This window comes from Streptomyces sp. NPDC048623 (assembly GCF_040650755.1).
In the GTDB taxonomy this organism is placed as follows: Bacteria; Actinomycetota; Actinomycetes; order Streptomycetales; family Streptomycetaceae; genus Streptomyces.
The window spans coordinates 305,516-322,653 of the sequence record NZ_JBEZHV010000006.1 but is presented as its reverse complement, the minus strand read 5'-3'; the positions used below and the strand labels follow the sequence as shown (position 1 = coordinate 322,653).

The window sequence follows — 17,138 nt, the reverse complement described above, 5'->3', positions numbered from 1 at the left end:
TGTGCAGCTCCGGCATGTTGTCGAAGTTCATCCCGTAGATCGTGCCCACCAGGGTGGGCGCGAAGAGAATGGCGGCCCAGGAGGAGATCTTCTTGAAGTCCTCGCCCTCGCGTCGCTGACCTGCGGGAGTCGACTGGAGAGGTGCTCTGACCTGCGCCGATCAACCTTTCCGGCTCTTTCATCGTGCTACCGACTTATACAGCCGATCCTCCCCAGCCGCTCCCCAACGGGGCTTGATCCTCCCCAGATTCTCCCCAGCGGAGAGCGTTCGGAGGCGGCCTGCTGCTGGTCAGTGGAGCGTCCGTGCGATGGGCTACACCACATCGACTCCGTGCGCTCTGGCCAAGCCGTCGAGTCCGTCTGCCCAGCCCTGCCCGACTGCTCGGAGCTTCCACACCGGCAGACCCTGGGTGGACCTGTGCCGGTATAGCTCTGCCACGACCATCGCTCGGATGGCAGGATCGGCGGGTGGCTGGAAGGCCCAGGCGGCGGCAGTGCATTTCAGGGACAGTTCTGCGTGGGTGAGGGAGCCGCACGTCAGTCCGGTGTCGACATCCATGTTGATTGCGATCGTCGTGCGTTGGACGCGTTCAGGCAGAGCCGCGAGGTGGACGGCGGCGCGCTCGATGGTGTGCGTGCCATCGTTCTGCTTCCCCAGGAGACGTGCGGCCCCTTCGGCGGCGGACGGCTGGTTGTAGAAGACGAAGTCCTCGTCGGAGGCGACCCGGCCGTGCGCGTCGGTGAGGAAGAGCGTGAGGTCGGCGTCTGCGCCGTCGAAGCTGAACGTGATGTTCAGCCCTTCCCACGCCTCGTCGGGCAGGGTGAGGTTCTGCCCAGGCGTAAGCGTCGCGGGGGCGGCGTGAACGGGCTCGCCCGTGGCGGGCAGCTGGGCCGGGGACGGGGCCTGGGCCCTCCACTCGGCGAACGTGTGGATCAGATAGGGGTCTGAGGTTGGCACATCGTGGGTGGCGGGGACGTTGGCGATGAGGTCGCCGTCCAGGCCGGCCAGTGTGGCGTCGACCGAGGTGGCGTCGTCCTGGGCGTGGTCGAGCAGGCTCTGCAGGCCGGGCAGACGGCTGGTGTCCAGCGGCTTGATGGTGCTCGACAGGTTTCCGGAGGCGGTCGTGGCGACGGCGCAGGCGACGTCCTGGCCGATGTCGAGGAACCGCAGCGCGTCCTCCGGCTGCCGCCAGGAGCCTGCCTCGATGACCTGGCGGGTCCACCGGCCGTACGCCACGAACCCCAGCCGCTGGGTGTCCGGCATGCGGGTGATCACCGCGAGGTCGATCGCGGTGATTCCTGGCGCGACGGCGAAGCCCTCCTTGAGGGTGGCGATGACGTTGGACCCCATGGCCGTGAGCCACCACAGGACCCGGTCGCGCTTCGTCAGCGTCTTCAGTGTGGGGCGCCCGCTGGAGGTGACTCCGGGAGTCCGGTCGGGGAGCGAGTCGATGTCGGGCTGCCGCATCACCACGGACATCACAGAGCCATCCACCCCGACCGCGCAGCCGGCGGCGGGGTTGTCGGAGAAGGCGTAGTTGACCGTCTCGCAGACGGTCGCCTCGTCGTTCGCGACGAGGGCCTGCCACCATTGATGTGCCTCGGTGGTCAAAGCGGCGTAGATGCCGTGCAACCGCGCCTGTTCGGCGGCCAGGTACACCGGCGCGTCCTGCTCGGCCCGCCGCTTCGCCTCGGCGCGCTCTGCACGGGCGAACACACTGAGCCCCGCCAGATGGAACGTCCTGGCCTCGGCCAACGCCCAGGGCAGTCCCAGTTGCGGGGGAGCGGGCACCACCGGCGGGTGGGCGGGGGAGAAGGGCTGCAGATGCACGCTGGTCATCTGCAGCCGCAGTTCCCGCAGATGCGCGATGGCCGCGTCGCGTTCTGCCTCCTGTCGGGCCCGCTCAGCCTGTCGGCGAGCCCGTTCCAGCTGCGCGCCCGAAGGTACGGTGGCCCGCGGGCGCGAGCCGGAACGTGGCGCGCGGCTCGTCGTGCTCCGACGGCGCCCACCGCCCAGCGCGGTGGAGGCGTACAAGGGCCCCATGCCCGACGAGAGCGTCGTTCGCCCGCCTCCTACGTTCACGCGTGCCATCCGCGGCCCGATGGACGTCCGTACACCCCTTGTCGAGACGCGCACGCTCAATCCCGGCACACCGACGCGGAATCCGAAACCCATGGAGCCTCCCTCGCTGCTGCAAAGAGTCTGGCAGTCTTCCGATATCGATGCCGGGGCTTCGCTCCTACTGCCGGCGAACGGCAGGGGGCTTCGAGGCCGACTGCGGAAGCATCCTCGGGTGAAGCCCATACCGGACACAAGCATCGACCGCCTCCGTACACGCCGGAGCGGCATCAGTTGCCGGGGTGGCGCTTCGAGAGTGCAGGCCCGGGGATCACATCAATACCCACGTGTTTCCTTGGAGAGATGCTCCTGATCGGCGAACGGCTCTGACAAGGACCGGGCCGGGTAGCCCCGACCATGTGCTTAGAAGGCACTTGGTGGGGGAGTTATAGGGCTTTGACCTGCGTGAATGTGCCCCGTGATGAGCTGCCGCCCATAGCTTCCGGCATTTTCGGGATGATCGTTTCCCTACCACTACGAATGTGTGCCGGCCACTTCGGCCGACGCACATTCGTGCTCACCGCTCGACGGTGGCGGAGTCCACCCAACGTGCGAGCACACTGATGGCCGCCAGCTGTTCCAGCGCCTCGTGCTCCGGAAGCTCCGGCAGGCCGTCCTCATGGCTGTTGGGGTTCCGGATGCCCGCGAAGCACCCCTCAGCGAACGCGGCCGCGCCTCGATGGATGCTCTGGAAGGTATCGCTGCCGTCGTCCGGCATCAGGCGGAGCCGGGGCTGACCGGGCTTGGGAGCGTCCTTGGAGAACGCGTTCAGAAAGAGGGCTGTTTCGCTCACGTCCCGCCTGTCCACCTTGTTCTGCGTCTCGGCGTTCACCTTGCGGGCAGCCGCGGTGACCGCCTGCCGGAAGTGGCCGCTCTGCCACAGGGCTCGGGCCCCGTCCCAGGCCCACGGGTGCATGGTTGCCGCGCTGAGCTGCGGTGCGTCGTCGCCGAGCCGCTTGCGGATCTCCGCGTCCCGCTGAAGTGCGACATCGGCTCGCTGGGCGGCTTCCCGATGCTGGGACCAGCGATTCAGCAGCTTGTTGTTCTCGGACGGGACACTGGTCCGCCACGTGGGTAGGACCCGGTCCAGGATCTTCTCGACCACCTGCGCACTCGCGACGATCTCGTCGTCGGAGCCACGGGTTTCCAGGTGGAAGCTGATCACGTTCGGGTTCGACGGTGCGTGCATCGTCGTCAGCGTCAGGAATTCGGCGATCTCGGACCGCGCCCATTCGACATCGATGGCCATGCCGCCATCATCCGACCGACCACTGACAACGGGGGAGGCTTCGCTCAGGCAGTGGCGCTGCAGAGAACCTCGGTCTCGAGATCGGCCCCTTCCCCCGCTCTCGGCTGTCTCGTGTGAGTAAGCTGTGGAGGCAAGGTCCGGACTCCCGGTAGCACCGGGGGAACCAGCCGAACAAACCTAGTCTTTCGCCGTCCGGAGGCGCGTCAGCAGCGTGCCCACCAGCGGAACTCCACTCGCTTTCACGCACGTTTCCCGTGCGTCCATCGTTCGGAGTCCTCCGCATGTCTGCTCAGCCGACCCTAGCCGCGCTCCGCGGCTTCCACTGCGAGCACACCCCCAGCAAAAGCCGCATCCTCGCCCTCGTCCATCACCGAGAGGGCCCCGCCTCCTTGCAGGCCGTCCTCACCTGCCGGCAGCCCGAGCTCGCGCAGCAGGCGGTGAGTATCCTCCAGCAGGCCATTGGTGCTTCTGTCGAAGCTTGGAAGCCCGAGCCACTGGAGGAGCTCTGTGCCCAGCTGCCGGATGCTCCGGCTTCCTCCCTCCGCAGCGCCGCACGGCACGCGCTGGCGGGTGTCTGGCCCATGGCACCAGGCAGCTTCCTGAAGTGGGAGCAGCTCGCCGACGACGTTGACGACGACTCGGAGGAGGACGGCGACCCCGACGCGGCTCGGCGCGACGCAAGGACCCCGAACGACGCACGGCTCGCTGACCTGGCTGGTCCGGTCATTCGGGTAGAGGTACTCCGAGAGTTCCACGTACATGACCCGCAGGCCGTACTGAAGGCAGCCAGGGGCGCGGGTTGGGAGCCCCTGCCGAGTCAGAGCACCGAGAGCGACGACCCCCAGGACATCGTCGGGGCGGTCATGTGGCTCGGGGAGGCCGACGCCGAGATCGAGGGCGCGGACACCGTTACAGAGGCATCCCAGGGCATGAGGCTGTATACCGAGGAGGGCCATGAGGTCGCCGACTGGAGCAAGGAAGCGGTGGTTGCCGACTTCGGCGCGGGCTGGCGATACTCGGCGGCTGTCCGCCGAGGTGAGCAAGCGAAGCCGTCCACCAAGGGTAAGAGCCTGGACTTCGCAGCACTGTTCGCAACGGAGGCGCCGCACTGCGATGACCCGGAGTGCGAAGACGAACGGTGCCAGTGGCGGCTCACCCCCCGAACGGCCGACCTCCTCTACACAGAACTGTGCGTGCTCGCCGACCAGGCGTACGACGACAGCGAGGAACTCGGTGACAGGACCGTGGTGCCCGACGAGTACGACGGCCACTGGGGAGTGTTCTCCTACCTCCCGAAGCTGACCTTCGCGGCCGACCTCCAGTGGCGCCGCCGGTTCGCCCGGGCCGCCGACGACCTCGCCAGCGACCTCGAACGCGGACAGTGGCCGGAGCCCACCTGCACGGCCGAGGAACTCGCCCTTCACCTCGCCATCCGTGACGCCGCCGACCACGAGGTCGAAGACGATGCCGCCAGTGACCACGGGAGGCTGCCCACCCACCGCGACGACTACGACTTCGACATGTGCTCCGAGGTGTTCTCCCAGGACACCGACGTGCTGATGCTCTACAACGCTCGCTTCGACGGAATCGAGGACCCGGACGGCGAGACGAACCAACACATGGGCATCGGCGACCTCCGTGCCGAAGCCTGGTTCGAACCGTTCCTGAACGTCGACGCACGAGATCCCCATCGCGGGTTCCGCCGCTGACTGCCAGGCAGCGTCCAGCAGGACCCTGGCCGCGATGGTTCAGGAAGCCAGACTCTTGCGGCGGACCCTGAGGGAGTACGTGGTCCCCTCGGGTCCGCCCCAGCGGCTCCACCCGACCGAGGTGGCCACCGCCCAGCCCTTCTGCTCCCGCATCTGCTCGGCGAACACACGGAGACTCTCGATCTTGCACCCGCAGTCCAACACGACCTCGATGCCGATGTACGGGCTGCGAGGATTCTTCTCCTCGTCCGATTCGGCCCATCGGACCTGATGCACATGCTCGGCCAGCCCTGTCCGCTGGACGTCGTGCTTGATGCCCCACGCCTTGGCGTACTCGTCCAGATCGTCGATCACGAAGAGATGGCTGGACCACTCCCCAGGCCACACGGCATACAACCTGGACTCGCCGGCCACCGCCCGCTCGTACGTCGCCCGATTTGCGCCGTGGGTGACGCGGCCGTCCCTGTGGATCTCGATGTAACAGGTAGTTCGTGCGGTGTAAGGGAAGGCCTGTCCCGCTGCTGCTGCACTTCTCGGCTCCATCGCATGCCCTCCCGATACGCCGGACCCCAGAGCTTGGGGTACCCCACCAAGATCTCCCTGCAGGATTTTCCCAAACAATCACTGGGAACGCAGGGAGGGCCTGATCCTCACTGAGGATCAGGCCTTTGACCTGGTTTTACCCTGTCGAGGCGGCGGGACCTGAACTCACGACCTCTTCGTCCCGAATGAGGTTCGGTCGTTGAGCTCGCCTGCCGAGATGGCGTTTATGCAGGTCAGGTGGGCGGTCTCGATTGGTCTCGGCGGTTTTTGGAGAGAGTTGGGGAGCAACTCGGCTCCCAGACCAGCTTGTAGGGGAGGAGCACGATCTCGTTGCCCACGTGCTATCCGAGCAGTGTGCTGACGGCGGCGGTGAGGCCCTGGAGGACGGTGACGACGGCCGCCGCCGACCCGATGGCGAGCCCGAGGTCTTCGAGGTTGTCTCTGATGCGGCGCTCGTCGGGCTGGGCGCTGTTCAGCTCCTCGCCGATGCGTCCAGCTGTTCGGCGCGCCAGATCGGCATTGCTCAGCTCTGCGGCGTGCTCCTCCACGGCCGCCTCCAGCTCCGAGAGCTTCGCCAGAGCCGCCTGGAGGTGGCGGGTGTCCCGACCTGCGCTGACGTACGACTGGCGTTGGTCCCCGCCGATCTGTCCGGTGTTGACCTGGTTCCCGTTGCCCGTGATCTGCATGCCGCCACTCGTCTCACGGCTCCGCCAGATAGTCATGATCATCCTTTCGGCTGCGCGTTGCTGTTTTCGACGCTCTGTTCCTGACCACCGTGCATGGTCCCGGTGTTGACCTGGTTGTGGTCGCCGTTGATGAAGATCTTGGTGACGACCTCCTGCGCTTGGCGTCTGAAGTCGCCGGTGTCGACGCCGTGGTCATCGAGGAAGGCTCCAACCGTGCTGAACATGCGTGACTGGAGGATCGAGACGTGCCGGGCTGCGTCCTCGACCTGGTGCATGTCCTCCGGTGCGTCGAGGGCGCAGTGCTCACGGAGGCTGACCGGCTCGCCGTTGTCCTTCTTCTCGGTCTTGTCGAGAACTGCTGCTGCCTGCTGCTGCGCGAACTGCCCGAACAAGCCGCCAACGACCACGCTTAAGGTCCGGATGAGGCCGGCGTGGGACCGACGCGCCAGTGCCACAGTGTCCCCGAGGGCGTGTACGGGGGTGAGGAGGATCTTCTTGGCGAGCTCCCACCCCTTCGCCGACTCGGAGCGAGCCTCGTCCTCGAGAGGCGCCATAACGTGTGGGCGCGTCACGAAGTGGAGCGTCTTCCCCTCCAGCGCTGCGTGGGCGAACACCGTAACGACGACTTGCCCCTCCCAGTCGACGACCTGCGCAGCGAGATAGCGACGCGAGTGGTGGCCTGACGGAGCCCTTCGTCCTTCCTCGACCATTTCCCGTGCCTCCGGCCAGGCGTCGTCGAAAGCTCTTCTCGGAGCATCGGGCTTGCGGCCGGGCTTGCGCGGGAGCTTCTTCCACCGGGACTGCGGGACGGCGAGTGTTTCGAAGATGTCGCAATGAGGGAGGGCGTGGGTCTCCACAAGGACGCCGCTGAGGCGTTCGAGTTCGACGCGCAGCTTGGCCATCAGCTCGTCGGCCTCGAACTTGCGGATGCCGGCAGTCTCGCCCCCCGATGAGACGTTGGCCTCAGCGGACGGTCCTGATGTCGGAGTTGGGTTCGTGCCGATCTGCTCCTTGTCCTCCGCATCGTTCGCGCGACGAGCGGCGGTGAGCTGGATGCGGGGTCCGCCGGCACGCCAGGCATCGAGGCCGGCGCCGACGAAGCGATTGACCCCGTCCTCCTTCCGGTACGGAATGCTCTGCCACCGTTCGCTTACCTCGCATTCGGCAATGCGAGCCCTTGCACGCGGGGCAAGTCGTGGGCGAGTGGCCGGGGCCTTGCGCCAAGGTCCCAACGAGGCCAGGTAGGCCAGGCCCGTCCAGCGGTCCATCGTGTAGACGACGGTGAGCAGGAGTGTCGTCCACACAGCGGCGGCGACAGAGTCCTGTACCGCGAACATCAGGGTGGGTGTACGGGGCTGAACCTGTGACCAGGCCAGGTAGCCACCCGCGATCACGAGAAGCAGGGAAACGAGCGAGCTGAAGCCCCAGCGGAGCAGCGCGCGAAGGAGACCGGCTGTGAGGAGGTAGTGGTGGAGCAGTGCCATCACCACCAGTGCCAGCGCACCCCACGGATGACGCACTGCCACGAGGCTCACCACCCCGGCCATCGCGATACCGCGCAGTCGGCGCTGACGTTGGGCAGCGACGCTATGTGTGAGGACGAGCGGAAGGCTGAAGCCGAAGGAGGGAACAGGTCGCTTTCGCGCACTGAGCACGTTGTCAAGAGTCCATCGGACGAGTTCCTCACCGGCAAGCGGGCCCAGGTGCCGCATATCGCGTGCCTTGTGACCGCGGACGCGGTCCTGCCACTGACCCATCAGGTCACGTGCCTGACCGATACGGTTCACGCGCTCGTGCATGGCTCCAGCGAGCAGGCGGGCCACCTCAGTTGTGGAAGGCGGCACGTAACGTGCAGCGTACGTTGCACGCAGGGAGCGAGGGCTGTCGGTCTCGGCAGCCCCATCGGAGCCCTTCTGGAGCGGGACGCTCGGAACAGCTTCGGCAGGATCTGACTCGGAGACGACCTCGCGGGGCGAACCGCTTGGCGCGGAGGCTCGCCAAAACAGCAAGGACATAGGCACCTCCCCCGAGACCCCTGCTCATCAGCGGCCCATCCTGCCCACGAACAATTCGATCAGTCAGGGAAAGTAGGAGACGCGCCACTAGGGCAGTGGGCGCTATGGCAAGAACCAGCACCAGGTGGATCCACGTTGCCCCAGGTGAGAGGGGCTGACATCCACAAAATGCCCATTCCCGCGCACCGTCATCTTGACTGGTTCCCGCCCACGGTCGATTCCTTCGATCGTGGGTACCGTCTACGAGCGCTGGCCAGGGCGAGGTCTTCGGGCTCTCGCCGCAGGACGTCGACTTCGATCGTGGCGTCATCCGGGTACGCCGCCAGGTGCAACTGCTCAATGGGCGCTTGTACTTCACGCGGCCCAAGGGCGGGAAGACGCGCGTCGTCGACATGCCCGGTTCGGTCACCGCTGAGCTGGCCGCCCATTTCCTCGAGTTTCCGGTCGTCGAGGTCGAGCTGCCGTGGGGTCGGCCGGAGCCCGAGTGGGAGAGGCGGGTCTTCCCGATTGTCCTGACCACCACGTACGGCAACGCGATCCGCGCCAACATCTTCAACGACGAGTTATGGAAGCCCGCGCTCGCGAAGGCCGGCGTCATCCCCATGCGGGAGCAGGGCGGGCGCTGGAAGGCGTCCCGCAAGGACGGCTTCCACATCCTCCGGCACACGTACGCCTCGATCATCCTCGAAGCTGGGGAGTCTGTGGTTACCCTCGCCCGCTGGCTCGGCCACTCCAGTCCGACGATCACCCTCGACCACTTTGCCCACTTCATGCCTGAGGCCGGCGGCAAGGGGCGTGCGGCAGTCGATGCCTTGCTCGGTGCGGTGCCCGAGTACGTACCTGAGGGCTTCGTCTTGTCTCGCCGAGCCACGATCGGTCGTATCGAAGCTTGACGAACCACCGTCTGCGTCCCCGGACGACCGTAAGGCAGCGACAGTTTCAAGGACCGCACCCGAGATCTTGTGCCGCGGTAGTTGCTTGCGCCCGAGGCTGGTCCAGGAGAGCCGTTGCTTCTCTCAGGTCCGGGCGTCCTCGATCGCCAGCGGCTGGCTGGCTGAGCCTTGATCGACCGATGTCTTCGTCAGTCGATCGCAGTGAGGAGTCGTGCCGCATGGTCGGGGTCGAGATCCCATTGCAGGGTTATGGCCGTCATGCCGTCCAGCTGTAGGTAGTCCTCTGTTGGTTGGCCGGTCACTCCCTGGGCGATGGCGCTGGCGAAGTTGGGCACGCCAGACTCTCTGAGGGCCGGGCCCTCTGCGATCTCGCCCTCAACCCGACGGGCGAGGGCGTCGAGGAAGCCGAGGACCGCGTCGATGACCGGGTCCCCTTGGTGGAGCAGTCCCGCGATCACGTGGCGTGCCTGCTGGAACTGCGCCACTGCCTCGTCGGCGGTCTCCTGGTGCCTTACGTCGGTGTCCCGCAGGGTCGCAAGATGAGCCAGCCCGGAGAGGCACTGGAGAGCCTGGTGTGCGGCGATGGCGGCCTCTGTGAGGGGAGTTGGGTGCGCCTTGGGAAGCTCGGTGCTCCAGGCGTCGAAGAGACCCATTCCCGGCCACAGGGCCGTCTGAAGCTGTCGCGCCATCAGTCTGACCGGTCTTCCAGTGAGAAGGGGCACGAGCAGGACGGCTCTGCGGCTGCCCTGGGAGCCGGGATCGTGCTTCAACAGCGAGCACAGCTGTTCCACTGCCGCCGGCCACTGAGCTAGTTCGGTGAGGTGCACACCCACCGCGAGTTCCATGGCAGGCCACTCCGTTGAGTCCGCCTCGGTGATGGGCCTGATATACACACTGATACGGATCCCTGCTGCCCTGGCGTCGGACTGGAGTTTCAGGGACATGGCGCCTGCACGTGCGTTGGCAGCTCGGCGGGCAAGGTCTGCCGCCCGACTAAGTGCCTGTGCGGAGGGTCCTGACCGCGCCGCGGCGGTGAGTTTCTTGGGTCCGAGGGTACCCCAGGCGAGTTCGGCCAGAACGGCGTGCAAATCGGTGAGTGTCCTAACCAGCTGATTGAGGACGTCCGGAGGCTCTTGGCCGATGAGGTGCCAGCGCTCCTCATCTCGCACCTGCAAGGCGAGACGTGTCAGGGTGTCGCCCACGTAGCCGGCGAGCGCTGCGTACCCTTTGGGTTCTGCGAGCCTTCTGGTGGCGTTCTCGGCGATCCCATCCACGAACTGTTGCAGGTGGTCGGCTCCACCTCCTGGAACGTCGTCGCCGACGGGCAGAGATGACAGAAACGAGGTGTCGACGGGGAGTGTCAGAGAAGAGGCCCAGTTCTTGAGCGCTGCCTGTGTCGTGCGTAGGTCCTCGGCGTCTTTGGGGCGACCACGACCGACGCACCAGATTCTGGTCAGATCCGTCAGGTATTGATGGAGTACGGGGAGCAAGGAGGCCGCGTTCGCGGCTCGGGTGGTCCAGTCAGTCTGCCCCGCCGCCATTGCCCCGATCAACGCGCGTGTGCGAGTCCATGCCATCGAGACGGGAGACCTGTCGAACTGCCGCTGCAGACGGCTGACCCCACTGGTGAAGTCACCAATGGCCAGGGGCAGGCCACCGGGCAGCAGATTCTGGAGGTCGACCTTCTCGCATTGCGGAAGGGAGCGCAGCAGCGTCCGCCCGAGCTCCCTGACCTCCTGTTCCGCGCTCGGCCGTGCCCGGTCCGACACATGGAGCAGGCGGGCGAACGCAACTCGGCTGCCCTCGCGTTCGATGACAGACGCCTCAGTGACCCACGGCGAATCGGTTGCGATGGTGGCCAGCACGCGCTCCTCTCCGCCCCCGATCTCCAGCAGCTCTTTGGCCAGGGGGACCGATACGGCCCGGGCTGTGGAAAGAATGTCTCCCAGAAGACTGATCGGTGCGTCGGCGAGCATCTGGCCGAACGGTGAGTCAGAGACCACCGCTGGCCAATCCGTGAGATCCAGATCCGTCCCGGCAAGGACGGCGAGCAACCGCTGGGAATCGACCGGTTTCTCGCACTCTGACAGTAGGCGGCCGATTGCCGTCGTACCGAGCCGATCCGCGAGCGCGTCACGCAGCGGCGAACCGGATGAGTCAGCTGCCCGAATCTCAGTGATGGCCTCAGCGATCTCGGGTTTGAGCTGCGGCAGCAGCTCTCCATCCACGAGCGCGAACTGAAGTGTGGTGCGGCGCAGCGCGGGTGGGATCCGGTATCGGTCGAGGGTCCGGAGCCATTCAGCTGCAGTGCGGTTGACGTCCACCAGCCGAAGGGCCTGTAGCGCGCCGGTGACCGCCTCTACAGAAGGGTGGCGGCCGAGTCGGACCGCGACCTGGTCCAGTACAACGGGGTCCAGCTCGGGGTGTTCGGTGAGGACGCCGGCGATGAACGGCTGAAGCTGTGAGTCCGCCAGTATGCGCATCACTGCGAGTACGGTCTCGTCCAAGATCGGCGGCGGAATCGCGTGCACGGCATCGGCCAGGTGCGCCGAGCGCAGCTGGTGCAGACCGGACAGCCGTCCGCTCCGCTCGTGGACGAGGTGTTCATCGGCCAGGCGGGACAGGGCCACGCGAAGGTCCGTGTTTTCAAGCCCCAGCTGCTGCTGAAGGGCTCGTACGGGTAGATCGACGCCCCACCGGTGGGCGATCGAGATCCTGGCCAAGATCTCGATCTCTGTCTCCCGACCTTCGATAACTCGCCGCTCTACTTGCTCGGACAGGACATCTGCGAGCCTTCGTCCGCGGGTGAGGAGGTGAGTGAACTCCAGGGTCAATCCGTTTGCCGCGTCATACGCCTCTTGCCAATGCGCGGCCGTCGTGGCTCCGGTAGCCGACAGTCCGGCGTGAATCTGCTCAGCGACCTCTTCGTCGAGCGTCACCTCGATCTGGGTACAGTTGGCCCGGCTTTGAAGGGGTAGTAGGTCCTCGCTCCGGACCGAGCCCAGGAGCAGGACACCGGGAATAGGAGCGAGCTCGCGGTAGAGGACATCCCATGCCTCGGCCGCTCCGATGCCGATGCCGTCCACGATGAATCCGACCGGAGATCGGGCCGAGGGCTGCAACGCCTTCGCCAGCCTCACCAGCGGGACGGCATCGTCGGCTTGGAGCCGCCTGATGCGGTACCAGAGCACATGTCTGGTCACGTAGGCAGCCGTCCACATCACGGTGGACTTGCCAATACCAGAAGGGCCGGTCACGAGGACGCTCTGACCTCGATGGATCGCGTCCGCTACCTGCCCAGTCAGGACCGGTCTGGGGGCCGGAAGCCCGGCAGCGATGTGGCCGGGCTGCACGTCGATACCTTCGTGGAAGCCGGCGGACTGGAGCGGCCGGTCGAAGTCCACCGGCTCGCACAGGCCCGTGGTCAGTGCTTCCTCCAGTGGTGCACGGTCGATGGTTTCCGCGACCTCAGTCGCAATCCGTGCAATGCTCGTTCGACTCAGCCCTGCTGCTCCTGACAGGCTCCTCTCGGCGTTGGCATCGGCCTGTCTTGCGACGGCGTTGCGTAGAGCTAGCACGATTGTCTCCGCAGCTACCGGCAACAACCCGAGCCGATGGGCTACAGCAGTGCGGGTGTCCTCGGCGGCGGCACGCCAAGGCAAGACGTAGAGGCTGGCGACATCGCACCATGCGTCGATTTCGTCCTTGGTCAGACCAGCTTGCGTGGCCTTTGTGTTGAGCGCCTGTAGCAACTGGTGGCCTCGCGGGAGGTCACTCAAGGGGGCGCCCCAATCGGTGAGCCATTCCCCTTCAATCGGCCGCTCGAGCACAAGAAGGGGCCGACCTGGCACCCCTGCTTGTACACGCTTTGCGTGTGCCAGGGCCATGGCAACGAGATGCTTAGCCACCTCAGAAGCGGTGAAGTCGCCCATCCGTTCCTGACGGGACTTCACCTGGACGTGCCAGGGGGTTGGCCCATCACACGAGAGGTCTTCCAACCCCTCCGGGACGACGCGATCCGCGTCGAGGGCGCCGGACAAAACGCGGCCGCATAGCCAGGCCCCGACAGCGTCCTGATAGTGGAACCCACGCCCGGCGCGGGCTCCCGATCGCGTCTTCACCCACAAGGTCTCGCCGGGTGCGTTACTCGGCTCGCTCTGCTGAACGGGGACGGGGAGGCCGACCCTGCTGCTCCGACCCCTGCTCTTCCTGGTCACCTGAGAAGCATCGCAGGCCCTGCTGTGAAACCGTACGGCTTCCCAGCGCGAAGCTGAGACACGAGAAAGGCGGGGAGCAGCAGATGGGAGGAGGGCGGCTCACTCCATGGTGCCGTGCGTTCTCCCCAGATTCTCCCCAGGGCCTCGAATCTATCCATCGGTGAGGTTTGCCGTGGCGAATTCGATCGCCGGTTCCGACTCCCTGGCTACAGCCAGTCCTTCCGCTTGAAGATCACGTACAGGCTGGTGCACACCACCGCCATCAGCAGCACCGCGAACGGGTACCCGCCCACCCAGTGCAGCTCCGGCATGTTGTCGAAGTTCATCCCGTAGATCGTGCCCACCAGGGTGGGCGCGAAGAGAATGGCGGCCCAGGAGGAGATCTTCTTGATCTCCTCGTTCTGCTCGAAGCCCGCCTCCGCCAGCGCCCTCATCTCCGCGTTCTGCTGCTGGGTCACCAGCGTCGCGTTGACCGTGAGGATCTCCGTGAGGGCCTGGCGGAAGCCGTCGACGCGTTCGCTGGTGTGGGTGACGTGGTCGGCCACGTCACGGAGATAGCGCTGGAGTTCCTCGTCCGTGCCGTACTTGGCGAAGCCGGCCATCAGGCCGTGGAGCATGCCGACCAGGGGGCGGGTGGCGCGCTGGAACTCGACCATTTCGCGGGAGAGTTCGTAGATGCGGCGGGAGACCGCGGGGTCGCCGCCGAAGACCTCGGTCTCGATCTCGTCGATGTCGTTCTGGACGCCCGCCACCACCGGGGCGTAGCCGTCGACCACCGCGTCCAGGATCGCGTAGAGCACCGCCTCCGGGCCGAGGGCGAGGAGTTCGGGGTCGGCCTCCATGCGGCGGCGGACCGCCGAGAGGTCGGGGGCGGCGCCGTGGCGGACGGTGATGACGAAGTCGGGGCCGACGAAGACATGGAGCTCGCCGAAGTCGACCTCCTCCGGCGCGTCCAGGTAGCGGGCGGCGCGCAGGACGACGAAGAGGGTCTCGCCGTACCGCTCCAGCTTCGGGCGCTGGTGGGCCTCCATCGCGTCCTCGACGGCCAGTTCGTGGAGGTCGAACTCGGCGGCCAGGGAGTGGAGCTCCTCCTCGGTCGGGCGCTGCAGGCCGATCCAGGCCATGCCGTCGGGGTGCTCACGCAGCTGGCGGAAGGTTTCCGCGAGGGTGGCGGGCGAGGAGACCCGGTGGCCGTCGCGGTACAGGGTCGCCTGGACCACGCTCGGCCGGTTCGCGGGCTCCGCCGGCCGCGACGACGGTGAGGGCGACGCCGAGGGCGCCGACGGCGACGACGGGGACGACGGGGGTCGCGCGGCGGACGCGGCGGCGGCCGGCGGCTCCGGTGCGCGGCGCCAGGACGCGCGCGGACGGCGGTCGGACATCGGTCGGTCTCCTCCGGACCGGGACGCACCTCCGAGGCCTCGCCTCAAGGGTCCGCCCCGTGGTCGCGCTCCACGGTTTCACCCCGCGTACGTGTCCTCGCCCGCGGGATCGGGCTGATTCGCAGGATAACGGGGTGAAACCCACACTGCGGGGGCACCCCGTGCCACCCTCTCGGCCGGACGGAGACGCCAGGACCGCTCCTTTGCGGACCGTACCTGTCCGCAATCCTCGCTAGCGTGCGGCCATGGCCTCGAAGAAGACGACGAAGACCGCCAAGGCCGCGCCTCCGGTCCTCTCCACCCGCGCCCTCAACCGCGCCACCCTCGACCGCCAGCTCCTGCTCCGCCCCGCACCCCTCACCGCCGAGCAGGCCGTCCACCACCTCGTCGGGCTCCAGGCCCAGAACACCAAGCCGCCGTACTACGCGCTCGCCGCCCGCCTCGACGGCTTCCGGCCCGAGGACCTGTCCGCGGCCATGGAGGAGCGCCGGGTCGCCCGGATCGTCTCGCTCCGGTCCACCGTCCACACCCACACCGCAGTGGATGCCGGACCCCTGCGCCGGTTCGTCCAGGAGGGGGCGATCGACCGCGAGCTGCGGATGTTCCGGAAGGGGCTCGTCGGCGTCGACCTCGACCGGCTCGTCGCCCTGACCGCCGACTACGTCGACGAGCGGCCCCGCACCCCCAAGGAACTGCGCGAGCACCTGCTCCAGGAGTGGCCCGACGCCGATCCGCAGGCGCTCACCATCGCCGCCCGGTGCCTGCTGCCCATGGTCCAGGTCACACCCCGTGGGCTCTGGCGGCGGAGCGGGCAGGTGGCCCTCACCAGCGCCACGCACTGGTTCCGCTCCGAGAGGAACGAACCCGCCGACCCCGACGAGACCGTCCTGCGCTACCTCGGCGCCTTCGGGCCCGCCTCCGTCAAGGACATGCAGACCTGGTGCGGCCTGACCCGCCTCCGGCCCGCCTTCGAGCGGCTGCGCCCCGGACTTCTCGTCTTCCGCGACGAGCACGGCACCGAGCTCTTCGACCTGCCCGACGCGCCCCGCCCCGACGAGGACACCCCCGCGCCGGCCCGCTTCCTGCCCGAGTTCGACAACCTGCTGCTCTCACACGCCGACCGCACCCGTGTCGTGCCCGTCGAGCACCGCACCCGCACCTGGACCGGCAACCAGGCCCACCGGACCTTCCTCCTCGACGGCTTCCTCGCCGGGATCTGGCACCTGGAGGAGGACAAGGAGCGGACGATCATGACCATCGACGCCTTCGCCCCGATCGGCCGGGCCGGGCGCGCCGAGCTCACCGCCGAGGCCGAGCGGACCCTGCGCCTCCTCGGGCCGGAGGACGTCCCGTACGAGATCCGGTACGCCGAATGAGTACGCAGAGTGAGTACGGCGACCGGGGACGCCGAATGAGCGCCGCCGCCAGGGCCGCGGCCGGGTCCACGCCCGGGGTCACGGCAGCGCGCCCGCCCGCCGCGCCGCCACCACCGCCTCCAGGCGCGTGTGCGCGCCCAGCTTGCGCATCGCCGAGCGCAGATAGCCCTTGACCGTCTCCGGACGCAGCCCGAGCCGCTCCGCCACCGCGGCGTTCGTCGCACCCGAGGCCACCGCGGCCAAGACGTCCGTCTCGCGCGGCGTCAGGGTCACCTCGGGGTCCGACCCCGAGTCGCTGCCGCCGGAGGCCGTCTCCAGGTGCCCGCACACCGCCCACAGACGGTTCCGCAGCTCGGGGTCGGTGACCTTGGGCGCGAGCTCGCGCAGCTCGCCGTACGCCTGCCGCAGCGCCTCGCGCTCGGCCATCAGCCGGCGAGCCTCGTCCCGTACGGCGAGCACCTGCTCCACGTCCCGGGCCGCCGCGACCGCCGCGTCGAAGACCCGGTCGCCGATCGGCAGCGCGTCGCGCAGCGCCCCGTACAGCACCCCGCGCACCTTGCGCCGGACGACCAGGGGCACCGCGATCACCGAGCGCAGGCCCTCCGCGGAGACCGGGACGTCGTACTCGTGGGTGATCTGCCGGGCGGAGGGATAGTCCGTGACCGCGCACGGCCGGGACAGGGCCAGGCACTTGCCGCCGAGGCCGGAGCCGGTCGAGATGGCCAGGCCGCGCAGCGCCGGGGTCACGACACCGTCGAGCTCGGCGATCCGCATCGCCGAGCCGTCGTGGAGCAGCCCGCCGAACGCCACCTGGAGGCCCGTGGCGCGGCGCAGCCGCAGCAGGGCGCCGCGCAGCTCCGCCGACTCGACGCGATCCTGGACCCTCTCCGGCACGCTGTTCTCCTTCGTCGCGACCATCACCCCCCGAACGGGGGTAGTGAGACCTGGG

Annotated in this window: 11 protein-coding genes and 1 pseudogene; 3 read left to right on the top strand and 9 right to left on the bottom strand. The window is 67.6% G+C overall.

Annotated elements, in window-relative coordinates; translation table 11 throughout:
- The 3 genes and pseudogenes from AB0C73_RS12200 to AB0C73_RS12190 form a co-directional block, all read right to left on the bottom strand.
- Positions 1–109 (bottom strand): annotated as a pseudogene (locus AB0C73_RS12200) (CorA family divalent cation transporter); the annotation flags it as partial.
- 204 nt (positions 110–313) lie between these two features.
- Positions 314–1,840 (bottom strand): TerD family protein, encoded by a 1,527-nt coding sequence (locus AB0C73_RS12195; protein ID WP_362527902.1) that lies wholly within the window; start codon positions 1,838–1,840, stop codon positions 314–316.
- 796 nt (positions 1,841–2,636) lie between these two features.
- Positions 2,637–3,368: a TIGR02391 family protein gene (locus AB0C73_RS12190; RefSeq protein WP_362527899.1), complete on the bottom strand. Its 732-nt coding sequence runs from the start codon at positions 3,366–3,368 to the stop codon at positions 2,637–2,639.
- Positions 3,369–3,949: 581 nt separating this feature from the next.
- Between AB0C73_RS12190 and AB0C73_RS12185 the strand changes: the two genes are divergently transcribed.
- Entirely contained in the window at positions 3,950–5,077 is a 1,128-nt protein-coding gene (locus AB0C73_RS12185; RefSeq protein ID WP_362527898.1) for a hypothetical protein, read from the top strand.
- 39 nt (positions 5,078–5,116) lie between these two features.
- Here the strand turns inward: AB0C73_RS12185 and AB0C73_RS12180 are convergent, their stop codons facing one another.
- The 3 genes from AB0C73_RS12180 to AB0C73_RS12170 all read right to left on the bottom strand — a co-directional run bounded on the left by AB0C73_RS12180 (position 5,117) and on the right by AB0C73_RS12170 (position 8,105).
- Positions 5,117–5,464, bottom strand: a complete 348-nt coding sequence (locus AB0C73_RS12180) for a hypothetical protein (RefSeq protein ID WP_362527895.1) — start codon at positions 5,462–5,464, stop codon at positions 5,117–5,119.
- A 497-nt stretch (positions 5,465–5,961) separates the two neighbouring features.
- On the bottom strand, positions 5,962–6,342 hold the full coding sequence (locus tag AB0C73_RS12175) for a hypothetical protein (protein ID WP_362527893.1): 381 nt from the start codon (positions 6,340–6,342) through the stop codon (positions 5,962–5,964).
- 2 nt (positions 6,343–6,344) lie between these two features.
- Positions 6,345–8,105 (bottom strand): hypothetical protein, encoded by a 1,761-nt coding sequence (locus AB0C73_RS12170; RefSeq protein WP_362527891.1) that lies wholly within the window; start codon positions 8,103–8,105, stop codon positions 6,345–6,347.
- A 542-nt stretch (positions 8,106–8,647) separates the two neighbouring features.
- Here AB0C73_RS12170 and AB0C73_RS12165 point away from each other — a divergent pair.
- Complete coding sequence (locus AB0C73_RS12165) at positions 8,648–9,214, top strand: hypothetical protein (RefSeq protein ID WP_362527889.1); 567 nt, start codon at positions 8,648–8,650, stop codon at positions 9,212–9,214.
- 188 nt (positions 9,215–9,402) lie between these two features.
- On the opposite strand, the gene AB0C73_RS12160 is transcribed toward AB0C73_RS12165, so the two are convergent.
- Both AB0C73_RS12160 and AB0C73_RS12155 read right to left on the bottom strand, forming a co-directional pair.
- Positions 9,403–13,146, bottom strand: a complete 3,744-nt coding sequence (locus tag AB0C73_RS12160) for a hypothetical protein (protein ID WP_362527887.1) — start codon at positions 13,144–13,146, stop codon at positions 9,403–9,405.
- 491 nt (positions 13,147–13,637) lie between these two features.
- Positions 13,638–14,813 (bottom strand): magnesium and cobalt transport protein CorA, encoded by a 1,176-nt coding sequence (locus AB0C73_RS12155; RefSeq protein ID WP_362527885.1) that lies wholly within the window; start codon positions 14,811–14,813, stop codon positions 13,638–13,640.
- A 245-nt stretch (positions 14,814–15,058) separates the two neighbouring features.
- Between AB0C73_RS12155 and AB0C73_RS12150 the strand changes: the two genes are divergently transcribed.
- Positions 15,059–16,189, top strand: coding sequence for a winged helix DNA-binding domain-containing protein (locus AB0C73_RS12150; protein WP_362527883.1), 1,131 nt, complete (start codon positions 15,059–15,061; stop codon positions 16,187–16,189).
- 78 nt (positions 16,190–16,267) lie between these two features.
- Here the strand turns inward: AB0C73_RS12150 and AB0C73_RS12145 are convergent, their stop codons facing one another.
- Positions 16,268–17,107 carry a LuxR C-terminal-related transcriptional regulator gene (locus AB0C73_RS12145; protein ID WP_362527881.1) on the bottom strand — a complete coding sequence of 280 codons (840 nt, stop codon included), beginning with the start codon at positions 17,105–17,107 and terminating at the stop codon, positions 16,268–16,270.
- Positions 17,108–17,138: the final 31 nt, after the last annotated feature.